This window comes from Pseudoxanthomonas daejeonensis, from assembly GCF_010093205.1.
Classification (GTDB): Bacteria; Pseudomonadota; Gammaproteobacteria; order Xanthomonadales; family Xanthomonadaceae; genus Pseudoxanthomonas; species Pseudoxanthomonas daejeonensis.
Map to the genome: position 1 here is coordinate 154,862 of NZ_PDWN01000005.1, position 21,145 is coordinate 176,006.

Here is a 21,145-nt window from a genome sequence, read left to right on the forward strand (position 1 = left end):
ACCCACCGCAGCGCGCCCATCGGCGCCGCGTCGCTTGTCGTACTCGTCCTTATTACCTCGCCACCAGGTGCGGGACGAACCGGCGCGTAACCAGAAACACCACGCCAGATTCGCAAAACCCCGCACCGAAAGGCGCGGGGTTTTTTGTTGGCCGTCGCCCTGGCCAGAAATTATCAGCAGAAACAAATCGTTTACGGCACATTCCACCCCCTTCGCTCCAACCCACACCAACACGACCCGCACAGGACCACGCCATGACCAGCAGCATTTCCCCCAAGATCGCGATCGTCGGCTACGGCAGCCAGGGCCGCGCGCACGCGCTGAACCTGCGCGATTCCGGCTTCGACGTGACCGTCGGCCTGCGTCCGGGTGGTCCGACCGAAGCCAAGGCGCAGGCCGACGGCTTCGTGGTCAAGGCACCTGCCGATGCGGTGAAGGATGCCGACCTGGTTGCGGTGCTGACCCCGGACATGGTCCAGAAGAAGCTGTACGACGACGTCCTGGCCGCGAACATGAAGCCCGGCTCCGTGCTCCTGTTCGCGCATGGCCTCAACGTGCATTTCGGCATGATCAGTCCGCGCGAGGACCTGGACGTGGTCCTGGTCGCACCGAAGGGCCCCGGCGCGCTGGTCCGTCGCGAATACGAGATCGGCCGCGGCGTGCCGTGCATCTATGCGGTCCACCAGGACAAGTCGGGCAAGGCCGAGGAGTTCGCCCTGGCGTACGCCGGCGGCCTGGGCGGCGCGCGCGCCAACATCATCAGCACCACGTTCAAGGAAGAAACCGAAACCGACCTGTTCGGCGAGCAGGCCGTGCTGTGCGGCGGCGCCTCCTCGCTGGTGCAGGCCGGCTTCGAGACCCTGGTCGAGGCCGGCTACCAGCCGGAGATCGCCTACTACGAAGTCCTGCACGAACTGAAGCTGATCGTGGACCTGTTCTACGAAGGCGGCATCACCCGCATGCTCGAGTTCATCTCCGAGACCGCGCAGTACGGTGATTTCGTAAGCGGCCCGCGCGTCATCGATGCTTCGGTCAAGGCGCGCATGAAGGACGTGCTGACCGACATCCAGAACGGCACCTTCACCCGCAACTGGCAGGCCGAGTACGACGCCGGGCTGCCGAACTACAGGAAGTTCCAGCAGGCCGACAAGGACCACCCGATCGAGAAGGTCGGCAAGGAACTGCGCGCGAAGATGGTCTGGCTGCAGGCCAATGCCGCGCAGCCGGACACCGACGACGCGAACGCGAAGAGGACCGCCGCCGCATGAACGCGACCTCCCCCACAGCGGCGGCCGGGCTGCGCAATGGCGCGGCCTGGGTCGCGCACGCGCTGGAAGCCGAGGGGGTGGATACGATCTTCGGCTATCCGGGCGGCGCGATCATGCCGTTCTACGATGCACTGGTGGACTCGGGACTGCGCCACGTCCTGGTCCGCCATGAGCAGGGCGCGGCGCTGGCCGCCAACGGCTATGCGCGCGCCAGCGGCAAGGTCGGCGTGTGCGTGGCCACCTCCGGCCCGGGCGCGTCGAACCTGGTGACCGGCATCGCCGATGGCCTGCTGGATTCGGTGCCGATGGTCTGCATCACCGGCCAGGTCGCCACGCCGCTGCTGGGGACCGATGCGTTCCAGGAGCTGGACGTGTTCGGCATGACCCTGCCGATCGTCAAGCACAGCTTCCTGGTACGGAAGGTCGACGACCTGCCGCACGTGCTGGCGGAAGCCTTCCGCCTGGCCCGCGAGGGCCGGCCCGGGCCGGTGCTGATCGACCTGCCCAAGGATGTGCAGATCGGCAGCGCCATCCACCTGCCCGCGCACGTGCCGGCCTCGGTGGATGCCGAACCGGCACCGGATGCCGCCGCGCTGGCCGAGGCGATCGCCGCGATCGCCGCTGCCGAGAAGCCGGTGATCTATGGCGGTGGCGGCATCGGCATCGCCGATGCGGTGGACGTGTTCCGTGAATTCGTCGAGGCGACCCGCATCCCCACCGTGCTGACCCTGCGCGGCCTGGGCGCGCTGCCCGGCAACCATCCGCAGTTCCTGGGAATGCTGGGCATGCACGGCACCCGCGCGGCGAATATCGCCGTGCAGGAGTCGGACCTGCTGGTCGTGGTCGGCGCCCGTTTCGACGACCGCGCCACCGGCAAGCTGGCCGAGTTCGCGCCGTTCGCCCGGGTCATCCACCTGGACGCCGACGCCTACGAGATCTCCAAGCTGCGCACCGCCGACATCGCCCTGCCCGGCGACGTGGCGAGCGGCCTGCGCACCCTGGCCAGCGCACGCAGCAGTTGCGACGGCTGGCGCCAGCGCTGCGCCAAGAACCGCGAGAAGCACGCCGCGCGCTACGACGCCCCCGGCCAGGACATCTACGCCCCGGCGCTGCTCAAGCGCCTGAGCGAGCTGGTGCCCGACGCGGTCATCGCCTGCGATGTCGGCCAGCACCAGATGTGGGTCGCGCAGCACTGCCGCTTCAGCCATCCACGCAACCACCTGACCTCCGGCGCGCTGGGCACGATGGGCTTCGGCCTGCCGGCGGCGATGGGCGCGCAGTTCGCCTGCCCGGACCGGCCGGTGGTGCTGGTCTCCGGCGACGGCAGCTTCATGATGAACGTGCAGGAGCTGGTCACCGTGGCCCGCTGCAAGCTGCCGGTGAAGATGATTTTGCTCGACAACAGTTCGCTGGGCATGGTCCGCCAGTGGCAGGAGCTGTTCTTCGACAAGCGCTACAGCGAGATCGACCTGTCCGACAACCCGGACTTCGCCGCGCTGGCGCGGGTGTGCGGGATTCCCGCCACGCGCATCGAGAAGCGCGCCGACGTCGAGGACGCACTGGCCGCCCTGCTGGCTTCACCGGGCCCGGGCCTGCTGCACGTGGCGATCGATGCCCGCGCCAACGTATGGCCGCTGGTGCCACCGAACACGGCCAACAGCACGATGCTGGAATCCAATCCCAACGAGCAGAAGGCGGAGTCCGCGCATGCGTTACCGGCTTGACCTGGTGCTGAAGCCCGTGGAGGGTGCGCTGGTCCGCGTGATCGGGATGACCGAACGCCGCGGCTTCGCGCCGCGCTCCATCGTCGGCGGCCACGAAGGCGCGGACGGGCGCTGGCGCCTGCAGCTGGAAGTCGATGGCGGCCGCCCGGCCGAGACGCTGAAGCGCCAGCTGCAGAAGGTCTACGACTGCGAGTCGGTCGAGATCAGCCCGCTCGAGGCTGCTCCGCTGGAAACGGTGCGATGAGCGCGCGCATGGCCAGCGCGCGCAGCGGTGCCGCCGCTCCAGCGGCGGACCTCGTACGGAGGTCTCTTCTTCGCGATCGCCAGCCAGGGACGGAACCGGCGCGGACCGGCAGCGATGCCTGACACCGGCCGCGCCAGCGAAGGAGAACCCGACGTCGGCGATGTCGCCGGCGTGGACGTCAACGTCGCCGACGTACTGGCTGCGCAGTCGCGGCTGCGCCGCTACCTGCCGGTCACGCCTATGCACCACGCCGAGCGCTTCGGGGTGATGCTCAAGCTGGAGAACCTGCAGCGCACCGGTTCGTACAAGGTGCGCGGCGCGCTCAACGCGCTGCTTGCAGCGCGCGAGCGTGGCGACCGCCGCCCGGTGATCTGCGCTTCCGCCGGCAACCATGCGCAGGGACTGGCGTGGGCCGCCTACCGGCTGGGCGTGCAGGCGATCACGGTGATGCCGCACGGGGCGCCGGAGAACAAGATCGCCGGTGTCGCCCACTGGGGCGCGACCGTGCGCCAGCACGGCGACAGCTACGACGAGGCGTACGCGTTCGCACGCGAACTGGCCGAACAGAACGGCTACCGCTTCCTGTCCGCCTTCGACGATCCCGATGTCATCGCCGGCCAGGGCACGGTCGGGATCGAGATCGCCGCGCACACGCCGGACGTGGTCATCGTGCCCATCGGCGGCGGCGGCCTGGCCTCCGGCGTAGCCCTGGCCCTGAAAGCCCAGGGTGTGCGCGTGGTCGGCGCCCAGGTCGAGGGCGTGGATTCGATGGCCCGCGCGATCAAGGGCGATACGCGGCTCATCGACCCGGTCCGCTCGCTCGCCGATGGCGTGCGGGTCAAGGTGCCCGGCTTCCTGACCCGCCGCCTGTGCACGCGCCTGCTCGACGACGTGGTCATCGTCCGCGAGGCGGAACTGCGCGAGACCCTGGTCCGCCTGGCGCTCGAGGAAAACCTCATCGCCGAGGGCGCCGGCGCCCTGGCCCTGGCCGCCGGCCGCCGCGTAGCCGGCAAGCGCAAGTGCGCGGTTGTCTCCGGCGGGAACATCGACGCCGCCACCCTGGCCACGCTGCTTTCCGAGGTCCGGCCACGCCCGCCGCGCAAGCCGCGCCGGCGCACCGGCGAGCTGCCGGCCGTCGACCCCGCCGACCCTGCCCTTGCGAAGAAGGTCGCGGTGGCAAAACGCCGACCAGCCGCTAACCTGTCGCCCTCACCCACCATTTCCGCCCCATCGGCGCCGAGAGCGCCGCAGCCCGTCAGCGAAGAGGAGTTCACCTGGTGAACGCGCCCCAATCCCAAGCCCCCACCCAGGTCTCCCCGGCCCGCATCCGGGTGTTCGATACCACCCTGCGCGATGGCGAGCAGTCGCCCGGCTGCAGCATGACCCCGCCGCAGAAGCTGGTGATGGCCCGCGCCCTGGGCGAACTGGGCACCGACATCATCGAGACCGGCTTCCCGGCCAGCTCGCAGTCCGACCGCGAGGCCATGGCCCTGATCGGCCGCGAGCTGCGCGAACCGGTGCTGGCGGTGCTCTCGCGCTGCCTGCGCGCCGACATCGACACCTCGCTGCACGCACTGGAAGCCGCACAGCGGCCGCGCCTGCACGTGTTCCTGTCCACCAGCCCGCTGCATCGCGAGCACAAGCTGCGCATGAGCCGGCAGCAGGTGCTGGACATGGCGGTGGAGAGCATCCCCTACGCCCGCCAGTTCATCGACGACATCGAGTTCTCCACCGAGGACGGCACCCGCACCGAAGAGGACTTCCTGCACGAGGTCGTCGCCGCGGCGATCTCGGCCGGTGCCACGACCATCAATGTGCCCGACACGGTCGGCTTCACCACGCCCGAGGAGATCCGTGGCCTGTTCCAGCGCCTGATCGGCACCGTGCCCGGCGCAGGCAACGTGATCTTCAGCGCGCACTGCCACAACGACCTGGGCCTGGCGGTGGCCAATACGCTGGCCGCGATCGAAGGCGGCGCGCGCCAGGTCGAGTGCACGATCAACGGCATCGGCGAGCGCGCCGGCAACTGCGCGCTGGAAGAGATCGTCATGGCGCTCAAGGTGCGCGGCGCGTTCTTCAACGTCGATACCGGCATCGATTCGCGCCGCCTGGTCCCGACCTCGCAGCTGCTGCAGCGCCTGATCGGCATGCACGTGCAGCGCAACAAGGCGGTCGTCGGCAGCAATGCGTTCGCCCACGAGTCGGGCATCCACCAGCACGGCATGCTGCGCCACCGCGGCACCTACGAGATCATGCGTCCGCAGGACGTGGGCTGGCCCGATACGCAGATGGTGCTGGGCCGGCACAGCGGCCGGGCCGCGGTCGAGCAGCGCCTGCGTGCACTGGGCTACTACCTGGAGGAAGGCGAGCTGGACCTGGTGTTCACCGACTTCAAGGCGCTGTGCGAACAGCAGCGCGTGGTCACCGACGCGGACCTGCAGGCGCTCATGCAGGACACCGGCGACGGCGAAGGCTATCGCCTGGCCTCGATGACGGTCAGCGACCGCGGCCAGCGCGCGATCGCCACGGTCGAGCTGTCCGATCCGGATGGCAGTCGCGTACTGGAAAGCGCCGAGGGCGACGGCCCGGTCGACGCGCTGTTCGCCGCGCTGTCGGCGGCCACCGGCGTGCGCCTGGCCCTTGAAAGCTACCGCGTGCACAGCGTCGGCCTGGGTGCCGACGCGCGCGGCGAAGCGAGCCTGAGCGTGCGCCACGGCGAGACCGAGTTCGAGGGCACCGGCACCAGCCGCGACATCATCGAAGCCAGCGCGCTGGCCTGGCTGGACGTGGCCAACCGGCTGCTGCGCCAGCGACGGGTCGCGGCGGGAACCGAACAGCTGGCCACCGCCTGAGCATTCCGTGACCTGCATCGCACCGGCCACCCATGGCCGGTGGTCCAATGCCCGGCTCCCGCCCTCCCCTCCACACTCCGCAGGCCATGCGCCTGCACCCCTGCCGCCAGGAATCAAGCAATGCCGCTCGCCGAAAGCAATCCCGCCGCCACGTTGACCTTCGACGCGGCCGTGCACCGCGCGCTTGCGCGCCGCCTGTCCGACACTCCCTACCCGCATAACGGCGCCGACGCGGTCGAGCGCACGGAAGCGGCCGAGCCCGCCGGCAACGAGCTGGCGTCCGAAACCTCGCGCTGAGCGCGCGCGGCCACTCTTCTCCTTCCGTCTCCAGGAAACCCATGCCCATCCACGCTGACATCGTCGTCCTGCCCGGCGACGGCATCGGGACCGAGATCGTCGCCGCGACCCTGCCGGTGCTCGAAGCCATCGCCCACCGCCATGGCCACCGCTTCGGTTTCCACGAGCACGACATCGGTGGCATCGCCATCGACCGGCACGGCGTGCCCTTGCCGGCCGCGACACTGGAAGCGGCGCAGAAGGCCGACGCGGTCCTGCTGGGCGCGGTAGGCGGACCGAAGTGGTCGGACCCGAACGCGAAGGTGCGCCCGGAACAGGGCCTGCTGGCGATCCGCAAGGGACTGGGCCTGTTCGCCAACGTGCGCCCGGTGCGACCGCACCGTGCCGCGCTGGGCGCCTCGCCGATCAAGTCCGAGCTGCTGGAAGGCGTGGACATCGTGGTCGTGCGCGAGCTGACCGGCGGCATCTACTTCGGCGACAAGACGCGCAGCGACAGCGACGCCAGCGACCTGTGCCGCTACACCGTGGTCGAGATCGAACGCGTGGTGCGCAGCGCCGCCGCGCTGGCGCGCACGCGCCGTGGCCACCTCACCTCGGTGGACAAGGCCAACGTGCTGGAAACCTCGCGCCTGTGGCGCGACGTCACCAACCGGGTGATGCGCGAGGAGTTCCCGGACGTGACCCTGGAACACCAGCTGGTCGATTCGATGGCGATGCACCTGCTGTCCAAGCCACGCGCCTACGACGTGATCGTCACCGAGAACATGTTCGGCGACATCCTCACCGACGAGGCCTCGATGCTGGCCGGCTCCCTGGGCCTGCTCGCCTCCGCTTCGCTGGGTGATGGCAAGGTCGGCATCTATGAGCCGATCCACGGCTCGGCGCCGGACATCGCCGGCAAGGGCATCGCCAATCCCTACGCCACCATCCTCAGCGCTGCGATGCTGCTGCGCCATTCACTGGGTCTGGAAGCCGAGGCGGCTTCGATCGAAGCCGCGGTGTCGGACGCGCTGGACGCGAAGGTGTTCACCGCCGACCTGGCCGCACCCGGCCAGGCCGTGAGCACCACGCAGGCCGCGCAGGCGGTGATCGAACGGCTCGCCTGAAGCCCGTCGGCGCACCACCACCCGCCACAGATCCGAACGAAGGGGAAAAGCACGTGCGAGGTTCCAGGGAAGCGTTTCTCGACCGGTTGCAACGCCGCGACCCGGGCCAGCCCGAGTTCCTGCAGGCGGTCAAGGAAGTTACCGCGAGCCTCTGGCCGTTCCTGGAACGGCATCCGGAGTACGCCCGCGACGGCCTGCTCGAGCGCCTGGCCGAACCGGAACGGGTGATCCAGTTCCGGGTGAGCTGGGTCGACGACTGCGGACAGGTGCAGGTCAACCGCGCCTTCCGCGTCCAGCACAGTTCGGCGATCGGGCCGTACAAGGGCGGCATGCGCTTCCACCCGTCGGTAGACCTGTCGATCCTGAAGTTCCTGGCCTTCGAGCAGACCTTCAAGAACGCGCTGACCACGCTGCCGATGGGTGGCGGCAAGGGCGGCTCGGACTTCGATCCGAAGGGCAAGAGCGACGGCGAGGTGATGCGCTTCTGCCAGGCGCTGATGCTGGAGCTGCACCGGCACCTGGGACCGGACACCGACGTGCCGGCCGGCGACATCGGCGTGGGCGCGCGCGAGGTCGGCTACATGGCCGGGATGATGAAGAAGCTGTCCAACCAGGCCGGCTGCGTTTTTACCGGCAAGGGCGTGGCCTACGGCGGCAGCCTGATGCGGCCGGAGGCGACCGGCTACGGCACGGTGTACTTCGTCGAGCAGATGCTGCACCACGCCGGCCGCCCGACCAAGGGCGCGCGCGTGCTGGTCTCCGGCTCGGGCAACGTGGCCCAGTTCGCCGCGGCCAAGGCCTGCGACCTGGGCGGCAAGGTGCTGACCTTCAGCGATTCGGACGGCACCCTGTTCGCGCGCGACGGGTTCGACCTCGAAGCGATCGGGCAGGTGGCGCAACTCAAGAACGTGCGCCGCGGTCGCCTGGCGGAACTGGGCGAGGATCCGCGCTTCGACTACATGCCGGGTCGGCGACCGTGGCACATACCCGCCGAGATCGCCCTGCCCTGCGCCACACAGAACGAGCTGGACGGCGGGGACGCGCGCACGCTGGTGGACAACGGCGTGATCTGCGTGGCCGAGGGCGCCAACATGCCGTCCACGCTGGAAGCGGTGGACGTGTTCCTGGAAGCCGGCACGCTGTACGCGCCTGGCAAGGCCTCCAATGCCGGGGGCGTGGCCACCTCGGGCCTGGAGATGTCGCAGAACGCGCTGCGCCTGTCCTGGCACCACGCCGAGGTGGACGAGCGCCTGCACGCGATCATGAAAGACATCCATGGCCACTGCGTGCGCCACGGCAAGCGCCGCGACGGCAGCGTCAACTACGTCGACGGGGCCAATATCGCCGGCTTCGTCAAGGTCGCCGACGCGATGCTGGCGCAGGGCGTGTACTGACCGGTGCCGGCAGGCGGGGTCGCCCCGCAGCATTCCGCGGGGTTTGGCAAAGCTGCGTCGCTACCGGGAGCGCGTCAGCCTTGGGCGTTGAACAGCCACGGTTGCGCGGCCTTGTGCCGCGCCTCGAACGCCACGATCGAAGCACGCTCCTGCAGGGTCAGCCCGATGTCGTCCAGGCCATGCAACAGGCAATGCTTGCGGAAGGCGTCGATCTCGAACGAATACCGCACGCCATCAGGCCGGGTCACCGTCTGCGCGTCCAGGTCCACGGTCAGCGCATAGCCCTCGGTCGCCTCGCACTGCGCGAACAGCGCGTCGACCTGCTCGTCCTCCAGCACGATCGGCAGCAGGCCGTTCTTGAAGCTGTTGTTGAAGAAGATGTCGGCGAAGCTGGGCGCGATGATCGCGCGGAACCCGTATTCGTCCAGCGCCCACGGCGCGTGCTCGCGCGAGGAACCGCAGCCGAAGTTCTCCCGTGCCAGCAGAACGCTGGCGCCGGCATAGCGCGGGAAGTTCAGGACGAAATCGCGATTGAGCGGGCGATGGGTGCTGTCCTGCCCGGGCTCGCCGATGTCGAGGTAGCGCCATTCGTCGAACAGGTTCGGGCCGAAACCCGAGCGCTTGATCGATTTCAGGAACTGCTTGGGGATGATCTGGTCGGTGTCGACATTGGCGCGGTCCAGTGGAGCGGCCAGGCCGGTGTGGGTAGTGAAGGCTCGCATCGTTCCAGTCTCCTCAGGCACTCAGCAGGTCGCGCACGTCGACGAAATGGCCAGCCACCGCAGCGGCGGCAGCCATCGCCGGACTGACCAGGTGGGTGCGCCCACCGGCGCCCTGGCGGCCTTCAAAGTTGCGGTTGGAGGTCGAGGCGCAATGCTCGCCATTGCCCAGCTTGTCCGGGTTCATCGCCAGGCACATCGAGCAGCCCGGCTCGCGCCACTCGAAGCCGGCCTCCAGGAACACCTTGTCCAGGCCTTCGGCCTCGGCCTGCGCCTTGACCAGGCCCGAGCCAGGGACCACCAGTGCCTGCTTGATGCTGGACGCGACCTTGCGACCCTTCGCCACCTCTGCCGCCGCACGCAGGTCCTCGATTCGCGAATTGGTGCAGGAACCGATGAACACTCGATCCAGCCTGATCGTGGTGATCGGCTGGTTGGCCTGCAGGCCCATGTACTTGAGCGCGCGCACGATCGAATCCTTCCTGACCGGATCGGACTCCTGGTCCGGATCGGGCACGTTCTGGTCCACCGCCAGCACCATTTCCGGCGACGTGCCCCAGCTCACCTGCGGACGGATGTCCTCGGCGCGCAACTCGACCACGGTGTCGAAGTGCGCATCCGGATCGGAGACCAGCGTCTTCCACATCGCCACGGCCGCATCCCAGTCGGCGCCCTTCGGCGCGAACGGACGGTCCTTCACGTAGGCGATGGCTTTTTCGTCGACGGCGACCATGCCGACGCGCGCGCCGGCCTCGATGGCCATGTTGCAGATCGTCATGCGGCCTTCGACCGACAGCTCGCGGATCGCCTGGCCGGCGAACTCCAGCGCATGGCCGTTGCCGCCGGCCGTGCCGATCCGGCCGATGATCGCCAGCACGATGTCCTTGGCGGTGACGCCCGGCGGCAGCGTGCCCTCCACGCGCACCTGCATGTTCTTCATCTTCTTGGCGACCAGGCACTGCGTGGCCAGCACGTGCTCGACCTCGGAGGTGCCGATGCCGTGCGCCAGCGCGCCGAACGCGCCATGCGTGGAGGTGTGCGAGTCGCCGCAGACCACGGTCATCCCCGGCAGCGTCGCGCCCTGCTCCGGGCCGACCACGTGGACGATGCCCTGGCGCACGTCGTCCATCTTGAATTCGAGGATGCCGAAGTCGTCGCAGTTCTCGTCCAGCGTCTGCACCTGCAGGCGGGAAACCGGATCGGCGATCGCCTGCAGCCCGCCGGCGCGCTCGGTGCGCGTGGTCGGCACGTTGTGGTCGGGCGTGGCGATGTTGGCGTCGATCCGCCACGGCCTGCGGCCGGCCAGGCGCAATCCCTCGAACGCCTGAGGCGAGGTGACCTCATGGAGGATGTGGCGGTCGATGTAGACCAGCGAGGAACCGTCGTCGCGACGGGTCACCTCGTGCATCTCCCACAACTTGTCGTACAGGGTCTTGCCGGCCATGTGCTGCCTCGGATCGTCTGGCGGTGGCGGGTCGCAGAAAGACCTGGACCCACCGGCTGGAGGGTCATCGTGCCCCCTTGCCATCGATAACTCAAATGCATATTTTTCATCCATACGATTCCTGATTGGAATCAAATGGAGCCTCGATGGACTGGGCCAGCCTCACTGCATTCGTCGCTGTCGCCGACCACGGCGGCTTCTCGGCGGCCGCCCAGCAGTTGCACCTGACCCAGCCGGCGATCAGCAAGCGGATCGCCCTGCTGGAGGAGTCGCTTCAGGCGCGGCTGTTCGACAGGCTCGGCCGCCAGGTGCTGCTGACCGAGGCCGGGCGCCTGCTGCTGCCGCGCGCACGACAGATGCTGGCCGAAGGCGAGGCGGCGCGTCGTGCGCTGCAGGACCTTGGCCAGGACATCGGCGGACGCCTGAGCCTGGCCACCAGCCACCACGTCGGACTGCATCGCCTGCCGGCACTGCTGCGCCGCTTCAGTGCGCTGCACCCGCGCGCGGCGCTGGACATCCGCTTCGTGGATTCAGAGCAGGCCTACGCGCAGGTCCTGCACGGCGACGTCGAACTGGCGGTGACCACGCTGGGACCGACCGATGCGCCGCTGCAGGCGACCACGGTCTGGGACGATCCGCTGTGCTTCGCGGTGGCACCCGACCACCCGCTCGCGCGGCTGTCCAAAGTGACCCTTCCCGACCTGGCCGCGCATCCGGCGGTGTTGCCGGATCCGGGTACCTTCACCCACCGGATCGTGGCGGAGACGTTCGCCCGTCGCGGGTTGTCGTTGCGCCTGCGGATGACCACCAACTACCTGGAGACGATCAAGATGATGGTTTCCGTCGGCCTGGCCTGGAGCGCCCTGCCGCGCACGATGGTCGACGCGCAGGTGCAGGTGTTGCCGGTGGCGGGCGTGCAGCTGTCGCGCCGGCTGGGCTATGTCGTCCACGGTGGCCGCACGCTGTCGCGCGCGGCGCAGGCATTCATCGGCTTGCTGCAGGCGGAGACTCCATCGTCCTGACTCGTGCTGCTGCACGACAAGCTGCGGCGAGGTCGCTCGGGGCCTGCCGCGAGGCCTCCTGTCCTCGATGTCCCCCGGTACCGGCCCATGGCCGGTACCTCCTCCTTTATTTCCGGCCAGGAGGCCTCGCGCCAGACCTTCCGGGCGTGGCTTCGCGCATTGCGAGCGAACCGCCGAACACCTCCAGACACTCCGATGCGGGGCCTGTCGACGGGAGGTAAAGGAGGAGGCAGCGGCCGCAGGCCGATGCCGGGGGACACGAGCGGCGGCAGGCCTCGCATCGGAGTGCCGCCGCCCTGTCACCGGGTTTCGCTTTCGCCGGCATATCGGCTTACGTCAGCCCGCCGCTTCCTCCGGCTTCACCCGGAACCACGCCGCGTACAGCGCCGGCAGGAACAGCAGGGTCAGCGCGGTAGCCACGATCAGGCCACCCATGATCGCCACCGCCATCGAGCCGTAGAACGCGCTGCGCGACAGCGGGATCATCGCCAGCACCGCGGTGAGCGCAGTCAGCACGATCGGGCGGAAACGGCGCACGGTGGCGTCGACGATCGCGTGCCAGCGGTCGTGGCCGGCGGCGATGTCCTGTTCGATCTGGTCGACCAGGATCACCGAGTTGCGCATCACCATGCCGGCCAGCGCGATCGTGCCGAGCATCGCGACGAAGCCGAACGGCATGCGGAAGATCAGCAGGAACCAGGTCGCGCCGATCAGGCCCAGCGGCGCGGTGACCAGCACCATGACCGTGCGCGAGAAACTGCGCAGCTGCAGCATCAGCAGCGTGGTCACCACGAGCAGGAACAGCGGCATGCCCGCCTTGATCGAATTCTGGCCGCGCGCGGCGTCTTCGACCGACCCGCCCACCTGCAGCAGGTAGCCCTGCGGCAGCTGACCGCGGACATCGTCGAGCGTCGGGTCGATCTGCGCGGTAACCGCCGCCGGCAGCAGCTCGTCGCTGAGGTCGGCACGCACGGTGATCGTCGGCAGGCGATCGCGATGCCAGATGATGCCGTCCTCGAATACCTGCCGCAGCCTCGCCACCTGCGACAGCGGCACGCTGCCGCCGTCGCCGGTCGGCACCGCCAGGCTGCCGAGCAGTTCGAGCTGGTCGCGATCGCCAGCGCCACCGCGCAGCATGATCCCCACCAGCTCGTTGCCCTCGCGGTAGGTGCTGGCGGTGTAGCCGGACAGCTGCGCGCTGAGGAACTGCGCCAGCTGCGCGCTGCTGATGCCCAGCGCACGGGCGCGGTCCTGGTCGACCTCCATCCGCACGACCTTGCTCGGCTCGTCCCAATCGAGATTGACGTTGGTAGTGTGCGGGTTGGCGCGCACCTTCTCCGCCACCTCGCGCGCGATCGCGCGCACCTGCCCGACATGCTCGCCGGACACGCGGAACTGGACCGGATAGCCGACCGGCGGGCCGTTCTCCAGCCGGGTCACGCGCATCTGCAATTCGGGGAACTGCGGAACGACGTCCTTGAGCAGCCAGTTGCGCAGCTCCTCGCGCGCATGGGTGTCTTCGGCGAGCACGACGAACTGGGCGAAGTTGGTCGCCGGCAGCTGCTGGTCCAGCGGCAGGTAGAAGCGTGGCGAACCGGTGCCGACGTAGGCCACGTAGTTGCGGATGTCGCCGCGCTCCTTCAGCAGGACTTCCAGCTTCCTGGCCTGCGCCTCGGTGGCGCGCAGCGACACGCCCTCGGCGAGCTCCAGGTCGACCATGAGCTCGGGCCGGGTCGAATCGGGGAAGAACTGCTGCGGGATGAAACGGAACAGCACGATCGACATCACGAACAGGCCGATCGTCGCGCCGATCACCAGCCAGCGGCGGCGCAGGCAGGCGTCGAGCAGGCGGCGGAAGCGCTGGTAGAACGGACGCTGGTACGGATCCTGGTGGTGCGCATCCAGCGGTGCCGGTGCCAGCGCGAAGGCGAACTGCGGCCACCGGTCGGCCAGCCGTTCGCGGAACGCGCGGCGGCGCGCGGCCAGGCTGCCCGGCTTGGGCGGCTGCGGATGCGCCAGGTCCGGCAGCATCTTGTCGCCCAGCCACGGAATGAACAGCACCGCGGCGATCCACGACACCAGCAAGGCGATCGTCACCACCTGGAACAGCGAGCGCGTGTATTCGCCGGTGCTCGAAGCGGCCGTGGCGATCGGCAGGAAGCCGGCCGCCGTGATCAGCGTGCCGGTCAGCATCGGGAAGGCGGTGGACTCCCAGGCGAAACTGGCCGCGCGCAGCCGGTCGAAGCCCTGCTCCATCTTGATCGCCATCATCTCCACCGCGATGATCGCGTCGTCCACCAGCAGGCCCAGCGCCAGCACCAGCGCACCCAGCGATATCTTGTGCAGGCCGATGCCGAAGTAGTACATCACCGCGAACGTCATCGCCAGCACCAGCGGGATCGACACCGCCACCACCAGGCCGGTGCGGAAGCCCAGCGAGAAGAAGCTGACCAGCAGCACGATCGTCACCGCCTCGGCCAGCACGCGCACGAACTCGCCGACCGATTCGCGCACCGCCTCGGGCTGGTCGGAGACCTTGCGCAGCTCCATGCCCACCGGCAGGGTGTCCTGCAGCTGCGCGAAGCGCGCTTCCAGCTCATCGCCCAGTCGCAGGATGTGGCCGCCGTCCTTCATCGCCACCGAGATGCCGATCGCGTCCTCGGCCATGAAGCGCATGCGCGGAGCGGCCGGATCGGAAAATCCGCGATGCACCCGCGCCACGTCGCCCAGGCGTATGGTGCGGCCATCGGCACGGACCGGGAACGCGCGGATCTCCTCGAGGCTGCGGAACGGGCCATCCACGCGCAACTGCACGCGCTCGCTCGCTGTCTCGAAGAAACCGGCCGGCACCACCGCGTTCTGGCTCTCCAGCGCCTGCTGGACCGCCTGCAGCGGGATGCCCAGCGTCGCCAGCTTGGTGTTGTCGATCTCGATCCAGACCTTCTCGTCCTGCAGGCCGAGCAGTTCGACCTTGCCCACGTCGGGCACCCGCTGCAGGTCCAGCTGGATGCGGTCTGCGTAGTCCTTGAGGATCGCGTAGTCGAAGCCGGGGCCGGTCAGCGCATAGATGTTTCCGAACGTGTCGCCGAACTCGTCGTTGAAGAACGGGCCGACCACGCCCTCGGGCAGGGTCGGGCGGATGTCGCCGACCTTCTTGCGCACCTGGTACCAGAGGTCGGGCACGTCGCGCGAGGGCATCGAGTCGCGCGCCATGAAGATCACCTGCGACTCGCCCGGGCGCGAGTACGAGCGCACGAACTCGTACTTGCCGGTGTTCATCACCGCCTTCTCGACCCGCTCGGTGACCTGCCTGGCCACCTCCTCGGCGGTCGCGCCCGGCCATAGCGTGCGCACCACCATCGCCTTGAAGGTGAACGGCGGATCCTCGCTCTGCCCCAGGCGCTGGTAGGACCAGCTGCCGATGATCGCCAGCGCGATCATCGCGTACAGCACCAGGCCGCGGTTGTGCAGCGCCCACTCGGAGACGTTGAAGCGGCGCACCGGTCAGTCCGCCTTCGGCTTCGAAGCGGCGACGGCAACCGGGCGGTTCTCGCGGTCCACCGGCGCGACAGGCTCGCCTTCGCGCAACAAGTGGCCGCCCGCGGCGACCACCCAGTCACCGGCCTGCAGCGCGCCGGTCACCGGCACGCTTTCGCTGCCGAACTTGCCGGTATCCACCGGCACGCGCAGTGCCTTGCCTTCGCGCACGACCCAGACCGCCGCGGCGCCATCTTCGCCACGCTGCAGTGCCGACAGCGGCACGTGCAGGCTGGCGTCGCCATTCGATTGGGGCAGGTAGACGCGCGCACTCTGGCCCAGTTCGACCTCGCCCTGCGAGGCGGCGTCCAGCGCGACGCGCGCGGCGAAGCTGCGGGTCTGCGCGTCGGCAGCCGCGGCGATCTCGCGGATCGTGCCGGGCAACCGCTGGCCAGGCGCGCTCCACAGCTCGACCTGTGCGGTGTCGCCGACCTTGAACTGGCGGATGCGGTCTTCCGGCAGGTCGATGGCGACCTCGCGGCCACCGTCGGCGGCCATCACGAAGATCGTCTGGCCCGCGGCGACCACCTGCCCGGCTTCGGCCTGGCGCGAGGCGATGACGCCGGCACGCGGGGCACGCAGTTCGGTGTAGCCGGCCTGGTTGCGGGTCACGTCGCGCTGCGCGCGCGCCGCGCGGGCCTGGCCGGCGGCGGCTTCGTACGCGGCCTTCTGCGCGTCATAGGTGGAACGGCTGACCAGTTGCTGCTCGACCAGCTTCGCGTAACGGTCCAGGTCGCCCTTGCTGCGGGCCAGTTCGGCCTCGGCTGCAGCGAGCTGGGCCTGCGCGGCCTGGGCCTGCAGCGCCTGGTCGGCGGGATCCAGTTCGGCCAGTACCTGGCCCTGCTCGACCCGCGCACCGGCATCCACCGCGCGGCGCACGAGCTTGCCGCCGACGCGGAACGAGAGCGGGCTCTCCTCGCGTGCATGCACCTCACCCGGGAAGGCCAGCGCCGCACCGGCACCGCCGGCCTGGGGCTGCACCACCCACACCGGCCGTGGCGCCGTGGCGGCTTCTTCCTTGCCGCCGCACCCGGCAAGCGCGGCTGCGACCAGTACCATGGCCGACACGCCGGCCATCCGGAATCCGTTCTTCATCGCCGCCATCCTGCTGTTCAATATTGAACCAGCGGGTATGGTATAAATAGAAAACCGAGTAGTCCAGTATTACCGCATGATCCCGAAGAACGCCGCCACCACTACCCCCGCCGCCCCGTCCAAGGCTCCCGGCCCCGGTCGTCCGAAGGACCTGGGCAAGCGCGCGTCGATCCTGGAGGCCGCCAAGCGTCTGTTCCTGGAGCAGGGCTACCAGGGCGTGAGCATGGACCAGATCGCCACCGCCGCCGGCGTGTCGAAACTGACCGTCTACAGCCACTTCGGCGACAAGGAAGCGCTGTTCTCCGAGGCGATCACGGCCAAGTGCCAGGAAGTGCTGCCGGACGACCTGTTCGTCAGCCCGCCGGAAGGACCGCTGCACGAACAGTTGCGCGCGATCGGCCACGCCTTCTTCGCGCTGATCACCAGCGAGGAGGCGATCAGCATGCACCGCATGATGAACACCCCCGGCACCGCCGAGCACACCCTGCGCGAACTTTTCTGGAACGCCGGCCCGCGCCGCGTGCAGGAGGTCTTCGGGCAGTTCCTGCAGGCGCGCATGGACCAGGGCCAGTTGCGGATCGACGACGTCGCCCTGGCGTCCTCGCAGTTCTTCTCGCTGCTCAAGGGCGAGCTGCATCCGATGATGGCCTGCGGCCTGTGCGTGGATCCGGGGCCGGCCGAAGTGGCGCGCCACATCGATGCCACCGTCGAATTCTTCCTGCGCGCGTATGCGGCCTGAGTTGTGCCAGCACCGGGCGGGGATGGAGGTCGCGGTGACTTCCGGCACTGCGACGGTCCCGCCGGCCAAGGCGATCCTTGCCGGCAAGGGGCGGTCCGGCCCGGTAGAATGCCCGGCCTCCCGCGTTGGATGACTCCCCATGACGATCGACTACGCCCGCGCCCGTGAACTGATGGTGGAACAGCAGGTCCGGCCCTGGGACGTGCTGGACATGGCCGTGCTTGACGTGGTCGGCCGCCTGCCGCGTGAGAGGTTCGTGGCCGAGCAGTACCGGGCATTGGCCTACGCCGACATGGAACTGCCCCTGGGCCATGGCGCGACGATGATGAAGCCCGTCGTCGAGGGCCGCATGCTGCAGGCGCTGCAGCTGCAGCCGGGCGACAGCGTGCTGGAAGTGGGCACCGGCAGCGGCTACATCAGTGCCTGCCTCGGCGCCCTGGCGCGCGAAGTGGTCAGCCTGGAACGGGTACCGGAACTGGCCGCCGCCGCACGTGCGCGCCTGGATGCCACCGGCCTGGGCACCAATGTCCGCATCGAGGTGGCCGACGCGCTGCAGTACGAGGGCGGCCGGCAGTTCGACGCGGTTTGCGTCACCGCCGCGGTCGCCGAGGTTCCCGCCCGGTTCCTGCAGTGGCTGCGCCCGGGCGGTCGCCTGTTCGTGGTCCGCGGCCAGGCTCCGGTGATGGAAGCCGTTCGCCTGGTCAAGGGCGATACGGTCAACGCCGCCGCCACAGAATCGTTGTTCGAGACCGAGCTGGGCTATCTGCACGGCGCCGAGCCGGTCCCGCAGTTCCTGTTCTGACCGGCGCCAAGGCGCGGTCGGCACGACATTCCCCCCGACGACCTGCATTCCAGCGCAGGCCGCATACCTAGAAAGGAAGCCGCTGATGATCCGCCGTTCCCTCGCCCTGGCATTGGCCGCCGCACTGGCCTCCGGTTCCGCGCAGGCAGCCGACCTGCTGCAGACCTACGAGATGGCCCGCAACGGTGATCCGCAGCTGGCGATCGCCGAATCCAACACGCTGTACGACAAGGAAGGCGAGGTCCAGGCCCGCGCCGCGCTGCTGCCGCAGGTCTCCGGCGACGCCTCGCTGCGCAAGTCGCGCACCGAGTACGACGGCATTAGTGGCTCGTTCACCGGCACCGCGCGCAGCTATGGCGTCAACGCCAGCCAGACGCTGTTCAACTGGAGCCAGTTCTCCAGCCTGCGCACCCAGCGCTCGCTGAGCCAGGCCGCCGACTACACCCTGGACGCCGCCAACGACGACCTGGTGGTGCGCACCGCCGCGGCCTACTTCGACGTGCTGGTCGCGATCGAGTCGCTGGCCGCCGCCGAGACCAACGAGGCCGCCGGCAAGCGCCAGTTCGACTACGCCGACAAGCGCCTGGAAGTCGGCCTGGCGCCGATCACCGACGTGCACGAAGCCCGCGCCCAGTACGACGACGCCCGCGCCAACACCATCCTGGTCCGCAACGCGCTGGCCGACGCCTACCAGGCGCTGGCCGAGCTCACCGGCCAGCCGGTGAACAGCCTGCGCGCGCTGCCGAGCGATTTCCGTCCCGAGCTGCCGGCGCAGCACGCCGATGCCAATGCCTGGGTCGCCCGCGCCATCGACAACAACCCGGCCCTGCGTGCGACGCAGCTGCAGGGCGACGCGGCCGAATCCAGCGTGCAGACCGCGCGCGGCAACCACTACCCGACCCTTTCGCTGGGCGGCGGCTGGGGCAAGGACGCGGCTTGGGGCGACAGCGTCGGCGGCGGTGGCGGTTCCACCGGCGACAGCACCGGCACCAGCATCGGCCTGACCCTGAGCGTACCGATCTTCACCGGCGGCGCGACCCAGTCGCGCGTGCGCCAGGCCCTGGCCCAGCGCGACGTGGCCCAGGACCAGTACGAGCAGCAGCGCCGTGCGCTGGACCGCAATACCCGCGCCCTGTACCAGGCGCTGGTCGCCGGCGTCAGCGAAGTCGAGGCCCGCCGCCTGGCGGTGGTCTCGGGCCAGAGCGCCTTCGACGCCTCGCAGGTCGGCCTGGAAGTCGGTACCCGTACCGTGCTGGACGTGGTCCAGAACCAGCGCACGCTGTTCCAGGCGCAGGTCGAGTACGCGCGCTCGCGCTACAACTTCCTGCTCAACCGCCTGCTGCTGGCCCAGGCCGTGGGCGAGCTGGATATCGAGCAGCTGCGTACGGTCAACAACATGCTCACCGTGGATGCCGAAGCGCAACTGGCCAATCCGCAGACGCAGCAGTAACGCCACGCCGGCGTTCGCGCCGCAGCGAAAGGGCCGCCCTTGGGCGGCCCTTTCCATTTCCAGCAGGGACAGGCGGCCGCTTCGTGCTCAGCGCGCCGCTGCGACACCACCGGCGGGCACGGTTTCGACCGCGGCGGCCGGCAGGTCGCCGGCGATGAGCTCGAGCGTGCGCTGCAGCGCGCCGCGGCCCTGGTCGACCAGGGTTCCGCCCGCATCGGTCATCACCTCGCGCGCCGCCGGATCGCCCAGCAGGGTTTCCAGCAGGGTCGCCACCGCATCGGCGCTGTCACCGATGCGCAGCGCCCCGGCCTCTTCCATGCGCTTGGAGATCTCGGCGAAGTTGTGCAGGTGCGGACCAGTCACCACCGCGCTGCCGACCGCCGCCGGCTCCAGCAGGTTGTGGCCGCCGATCGGCTGCAGGCTGCCGCCGACGAAGGCCACGTCGGCGCAGGCGTAGAACGCCATCAGTTCGCCCAGCGTGTCGATCACGAACACGCCATCGTCCGGACGTGGCCAGGTGTCGCGCCTGCGCGCGCCGACCTTCCAGCCGGCCTCCGTCGCCAGTGCCTGCACCCGCGCGAAACGTTCCGGATGGCGCGGCGCCCACAGCAGCAGCAGGTCGGGCCAGCGCGCGCGCAGGCGCCGGTGCATCGCGACCACGTCCGCTTCCTCGCCTTCGTGGGTGCTGGCCGCCAGCCACACCGGCCGCGCGGAGCCCAGCGCGGTGGCGAACGCGGAGCGGAACGCATCGAGCCCTTCCGGCACGGCCACGTCGTACTTGAGGTTGCCCAGCACCTGAACCTGCTCGGCGCCGGCGCCGAGCCTCTGGAAGCGGCGCGCGTCGGCGACCGACTGCGCGGCCACGCACTTGACCGTGCGCAAGGCGCGGCCGATCAGCGGGCGCAACAGGCGGTAGCCACGCAGCGAGCGCGCCGACAGCCGCGCGTTGAGGATGTACACGGGGATGCCCAGGTTGCGGCAACCGAACAGCATGTTCGGCCACAGCTCCGTCTCCATGATCAGGGCCAGGCTGGGACGGAAGTGCTGCAGGAAGCGCGCGGTGCTGCCCGGCAGGTCGTAGGGCAGGTAGACGTGCTCGACCCGCTCTCCCCACAGCGCGCGCACCCGGTCCGAACCGGTCGGCGTGATCGTGGTGATGACCCAGTGGATGTCGGGCCTTTGCTTGAGCAGTGAATTGACCAGTGGCGCGGCGGCGTTCACCTCGCCCACCGAGACCGCGTGCAGCCACGCGCATGGCCGCCCCGGCTCCGCGCCGTAGGTGGCGTAGCGCTCGTCCCAGCGACGGAAGTACTCGTGGACGCGGAAACCGCGCGAGATCAGGTGGTACAGCGTGAACGGCGAAAGCAGGTAGAGGGCGAACGAATACAGCGCGCGCAACGCGCCTTCGCCCGGTTCCTTCCGCATGGCTTCGTTCGGCATGCGCGCAGCATA

The 21,145-nt window shown here is 69.4% G+C and carries 17 protein-coding genes; 12 read left to right on the top strand and 5 right to left on the bottom strand.

Annotation, left to right across the window (positions count from 1 at the left end; genetic code table 11):
- The first annotated feature begins 254 nt into the window (after nt 1-254).
- The 8 genes from ilvC (at nt 255) to gdhA (ending at nt 8,885) form a co-directional block, all read left to right on the top strand.
- Nucleotides 255-1,268 (top strand): ketol-acid reductoisomerase, encoded by a 1,014-nt coding sequence (gene ilvC / locus CSC65_RS06815; RefSeq protein WP_162409761.1) that lies wholly within the window; start codon nt 255-257, stop codon nt 1,266-1,268.
- A complete protein-coding gene (gene ilvG, locus CSC65_RS06820; RefSeq protein ID WP_162409763.1) occupies nt 1,265-2,992 on the top strand; it encodes an acetolactate synthase 2 catalytic subunit in 1,728 nt (575 codons plus the stop codon). The genes ilvC and ilvG overlap by 4 nt, the downstream gene beginning before the upstream one ends.
- A complete protein-coding gene (locus CSC65_RS06825; RefSeq protein WP_162409765.1) occupies nt 2,976-3,236 on the top strand; it encodes an ACT domain-containing protein in 261 nt (86 codons plus the stop codon). Before ilvG ends, CSC65_RS06825 begins: the two co-directional genes overlap by 17 nt.
- Before the next feature lie 114 nt (nt 3,237-3,350).
- On the top strand, nt 3,351-4,517 hold the full coding sequence (locus tag CSC65_RS06830) for a threonine dehydratase (RefSeq protein WP_162409766.1): 1,167 nt from the start codon (nt 3,351-3,353) through the stop codon (nt 4,515-4,517).
- A complete protein-coding gene (locus tag CSC65_RS06835) occupies nt 4,514-6,088 on the top strand; it encodes a 2-isopropylmalate synthase (protein ID WP_162409768.1) in 1,575 nt (524 codons plus the stop codon). Before CSC65_RS06830 ends, CSC65_RS06835 begins: the two co-directional genes overlap by 4 nt.
- Nucleotides 6,089-6,208: 120 nt before the next feature.
- Nucleotides 6,209-6,385 carry a hypothetical protein gene (locus CSC65_RS06840; RefSeq protein ID WP_162409770.1) on the top strand — a complete coding sequence of 59 codons (177 nt, stop codon included), beginning with the start codon at nt 6,209-6,211 and terminating at the stop codon, nt 6,383-6,385.
- Nucleotides 6,386-6,432: 47 nt separating this feature from the next.
- Nucleotides 6,433-7,491, top strand: a complete 1,059-nt coding sequence (leuB, locus tag CSC65_RS06845) for a 3-isopropylmalate dehydrogenase (RefSeq protein ID WP_162409876.1) — start codon at nt 6,433-6,435, stop codon at nt 7,489-7,491.
- A 53-nt stretch (nt 7,492-7,544) separates the two neighbouring features.
- Nucleotides 7,545-8,885, top strand: a complete 1,341-nt coding sequence (gene gdhA, locus CSC65_RS06850) for an NADP-specific glutamate dehydrogenase (RefSeq protein ID WP_162409772.1) — start codon at nt 7,545-7,547, stop codon at nt 8,883-8,885.
- A 74-nt stretch (nt 8,886-8,959) separates the two neighbouring features.
- Here the strand turns inward: gdhA and leuD are convergent, their stop codons facing one another.
- Together leuD and leuC are read right to left on the bottom strand one after the other, a co-directional pair.
- Nucleotides 8,960-9,607: a 3-isopropylmalate dehydratase small subunit gene (leuD, locus tag CSC65_RS06855; RefSeq protein WP_162409774.1), complete on the bottom strand. Its 648-nt coding sequence runs from the start codon at nt 9,605-9,607 to the stop codon at nt 8,960-8,962.
- Nucleotides 9,608-9,620: 13 nt separating this feature from the next.
- Nucleotides 9,621-11,048 carry a 3-isopropylmalate dehydratase large subunit gene (gene leuC, locus CSC65_RS06860; RefSeq protein ID WP_162409776.1) on the bottom strand — a complete coding sequence of 476 codons (1,428 nt, stop codon included), beginning with the start codon at nt 11,046-11,048 and terminating at the stop codon, nt 9,621-9,623.
- Between the two features lie 146 nt (nt 11,049-11,194).
- Here leuC and CSC65_RS06865 point away from each other — a divergent pair, with 146 nt between their 5' ends.
- Nucleotides 11,195-12,070: a LysR family transcriptional regulator gene (locus CSC65_RS06865; RefSeq protein WP_162409777.1), complete on the top strand. Its 876-nt coding sequence runs from the start codon at nt 11,195-11,197 to the stop codon at nt 12,068-12,070.
- A 336-nt stretch (nt 12,071-12,406) separates the two neighbouring features.
- On the opposite strand, the gene CSC65_RS06870 is transcribed toward CSC65_RS06865, so the two are convergent.
- A complete protein-coding gene (locus tag CSC65_RS06870) occupies nt 12,407-15,571 on the bottom strand; it encodes an efflux RND transporter permease subunit (RefSeq protein WP_162409779.1) in 3,165 nt (1,054 codons plus the stop codon).
- Between the two features lie 3 nt (nt 15,572-15,574).
- Nucleotides 15,575-16,702, bottom strand: coding sequence for an efflux RND transporter periplasmic adaptor subunit (locus tag CSC65_RS06875; protein WP_238390305.1), 1,128 nt, complete (start codon nt 16,700-16,702; stop codon nt 15,575-15,577).
- Nucleotides 16,703-16,778: 76 nt separating this feature from the next.
- On the opposite strand from CSC65_RS06875, the gene CSC65_RS06880 reads away from it, so the two are divergent.
- From CSC65_RS06880 to CSC65_RS06890, 3 genes are all read left to right on the top strand, one after another.
- Nucleotides 16,779-17,441, top strand: coding sequence for a TetR/AcrR family transcriptional regulator (locus CSC65_RS06880; protein ID WP_162409781.1), 663 nt, complete (start codon nt 16,779-16,781; stop codon nt 17,439-17,441).
- Nucleotides 17,442-17,580: 139 nt separating this feature from the next.
- The gene (locus CSC65_RS06885; protein ID WP_162409783.1) at nt 17,581-18,243 is read left to right on the top strand and encodes a protein-L-isoaspartate O-methyltransferase family protein; all 663 of its coding nucleotides are present in this window, start codon (nt 17,581-17,583) and stop codon (nt 18,241-18,243) included.
- 85 nt (nt 18,244-18,328) lie between these two features.
- Nucleotides 18,329-19,693: a TolC family outer membrane protein gene (locus CSC65_RS06890; RefSeq protein ID WP_162409785.1), complete on the top strand. Its 1,365-nt coding sequence runs from the start codon at nt 18,329-18,331 to the stop codon at nt 19,691-19,693.
- A gap of 87 nt (nt 19,694-19,780) precedes the next feature.
- On the opposite strand, the gene waaA is transcribed toward CSC65_RS06890, so the two are convergent.
- Nucleotides 19,781-21,118 (bottom strand): lipid IV(A) 3-deoxy-D-manno-octulosonic acid transferase, encoded by a 1,338-nt coding sequence (gene waaA / locus CSC65_RS06895; protein WP_162409786.1) that lies wholly within the window; start codon nt 21,116-21,118, stop codon nt 19,781-19,783.
- Nucleotides 21,119-21,145: the final 27 nt, after the last annotated feature.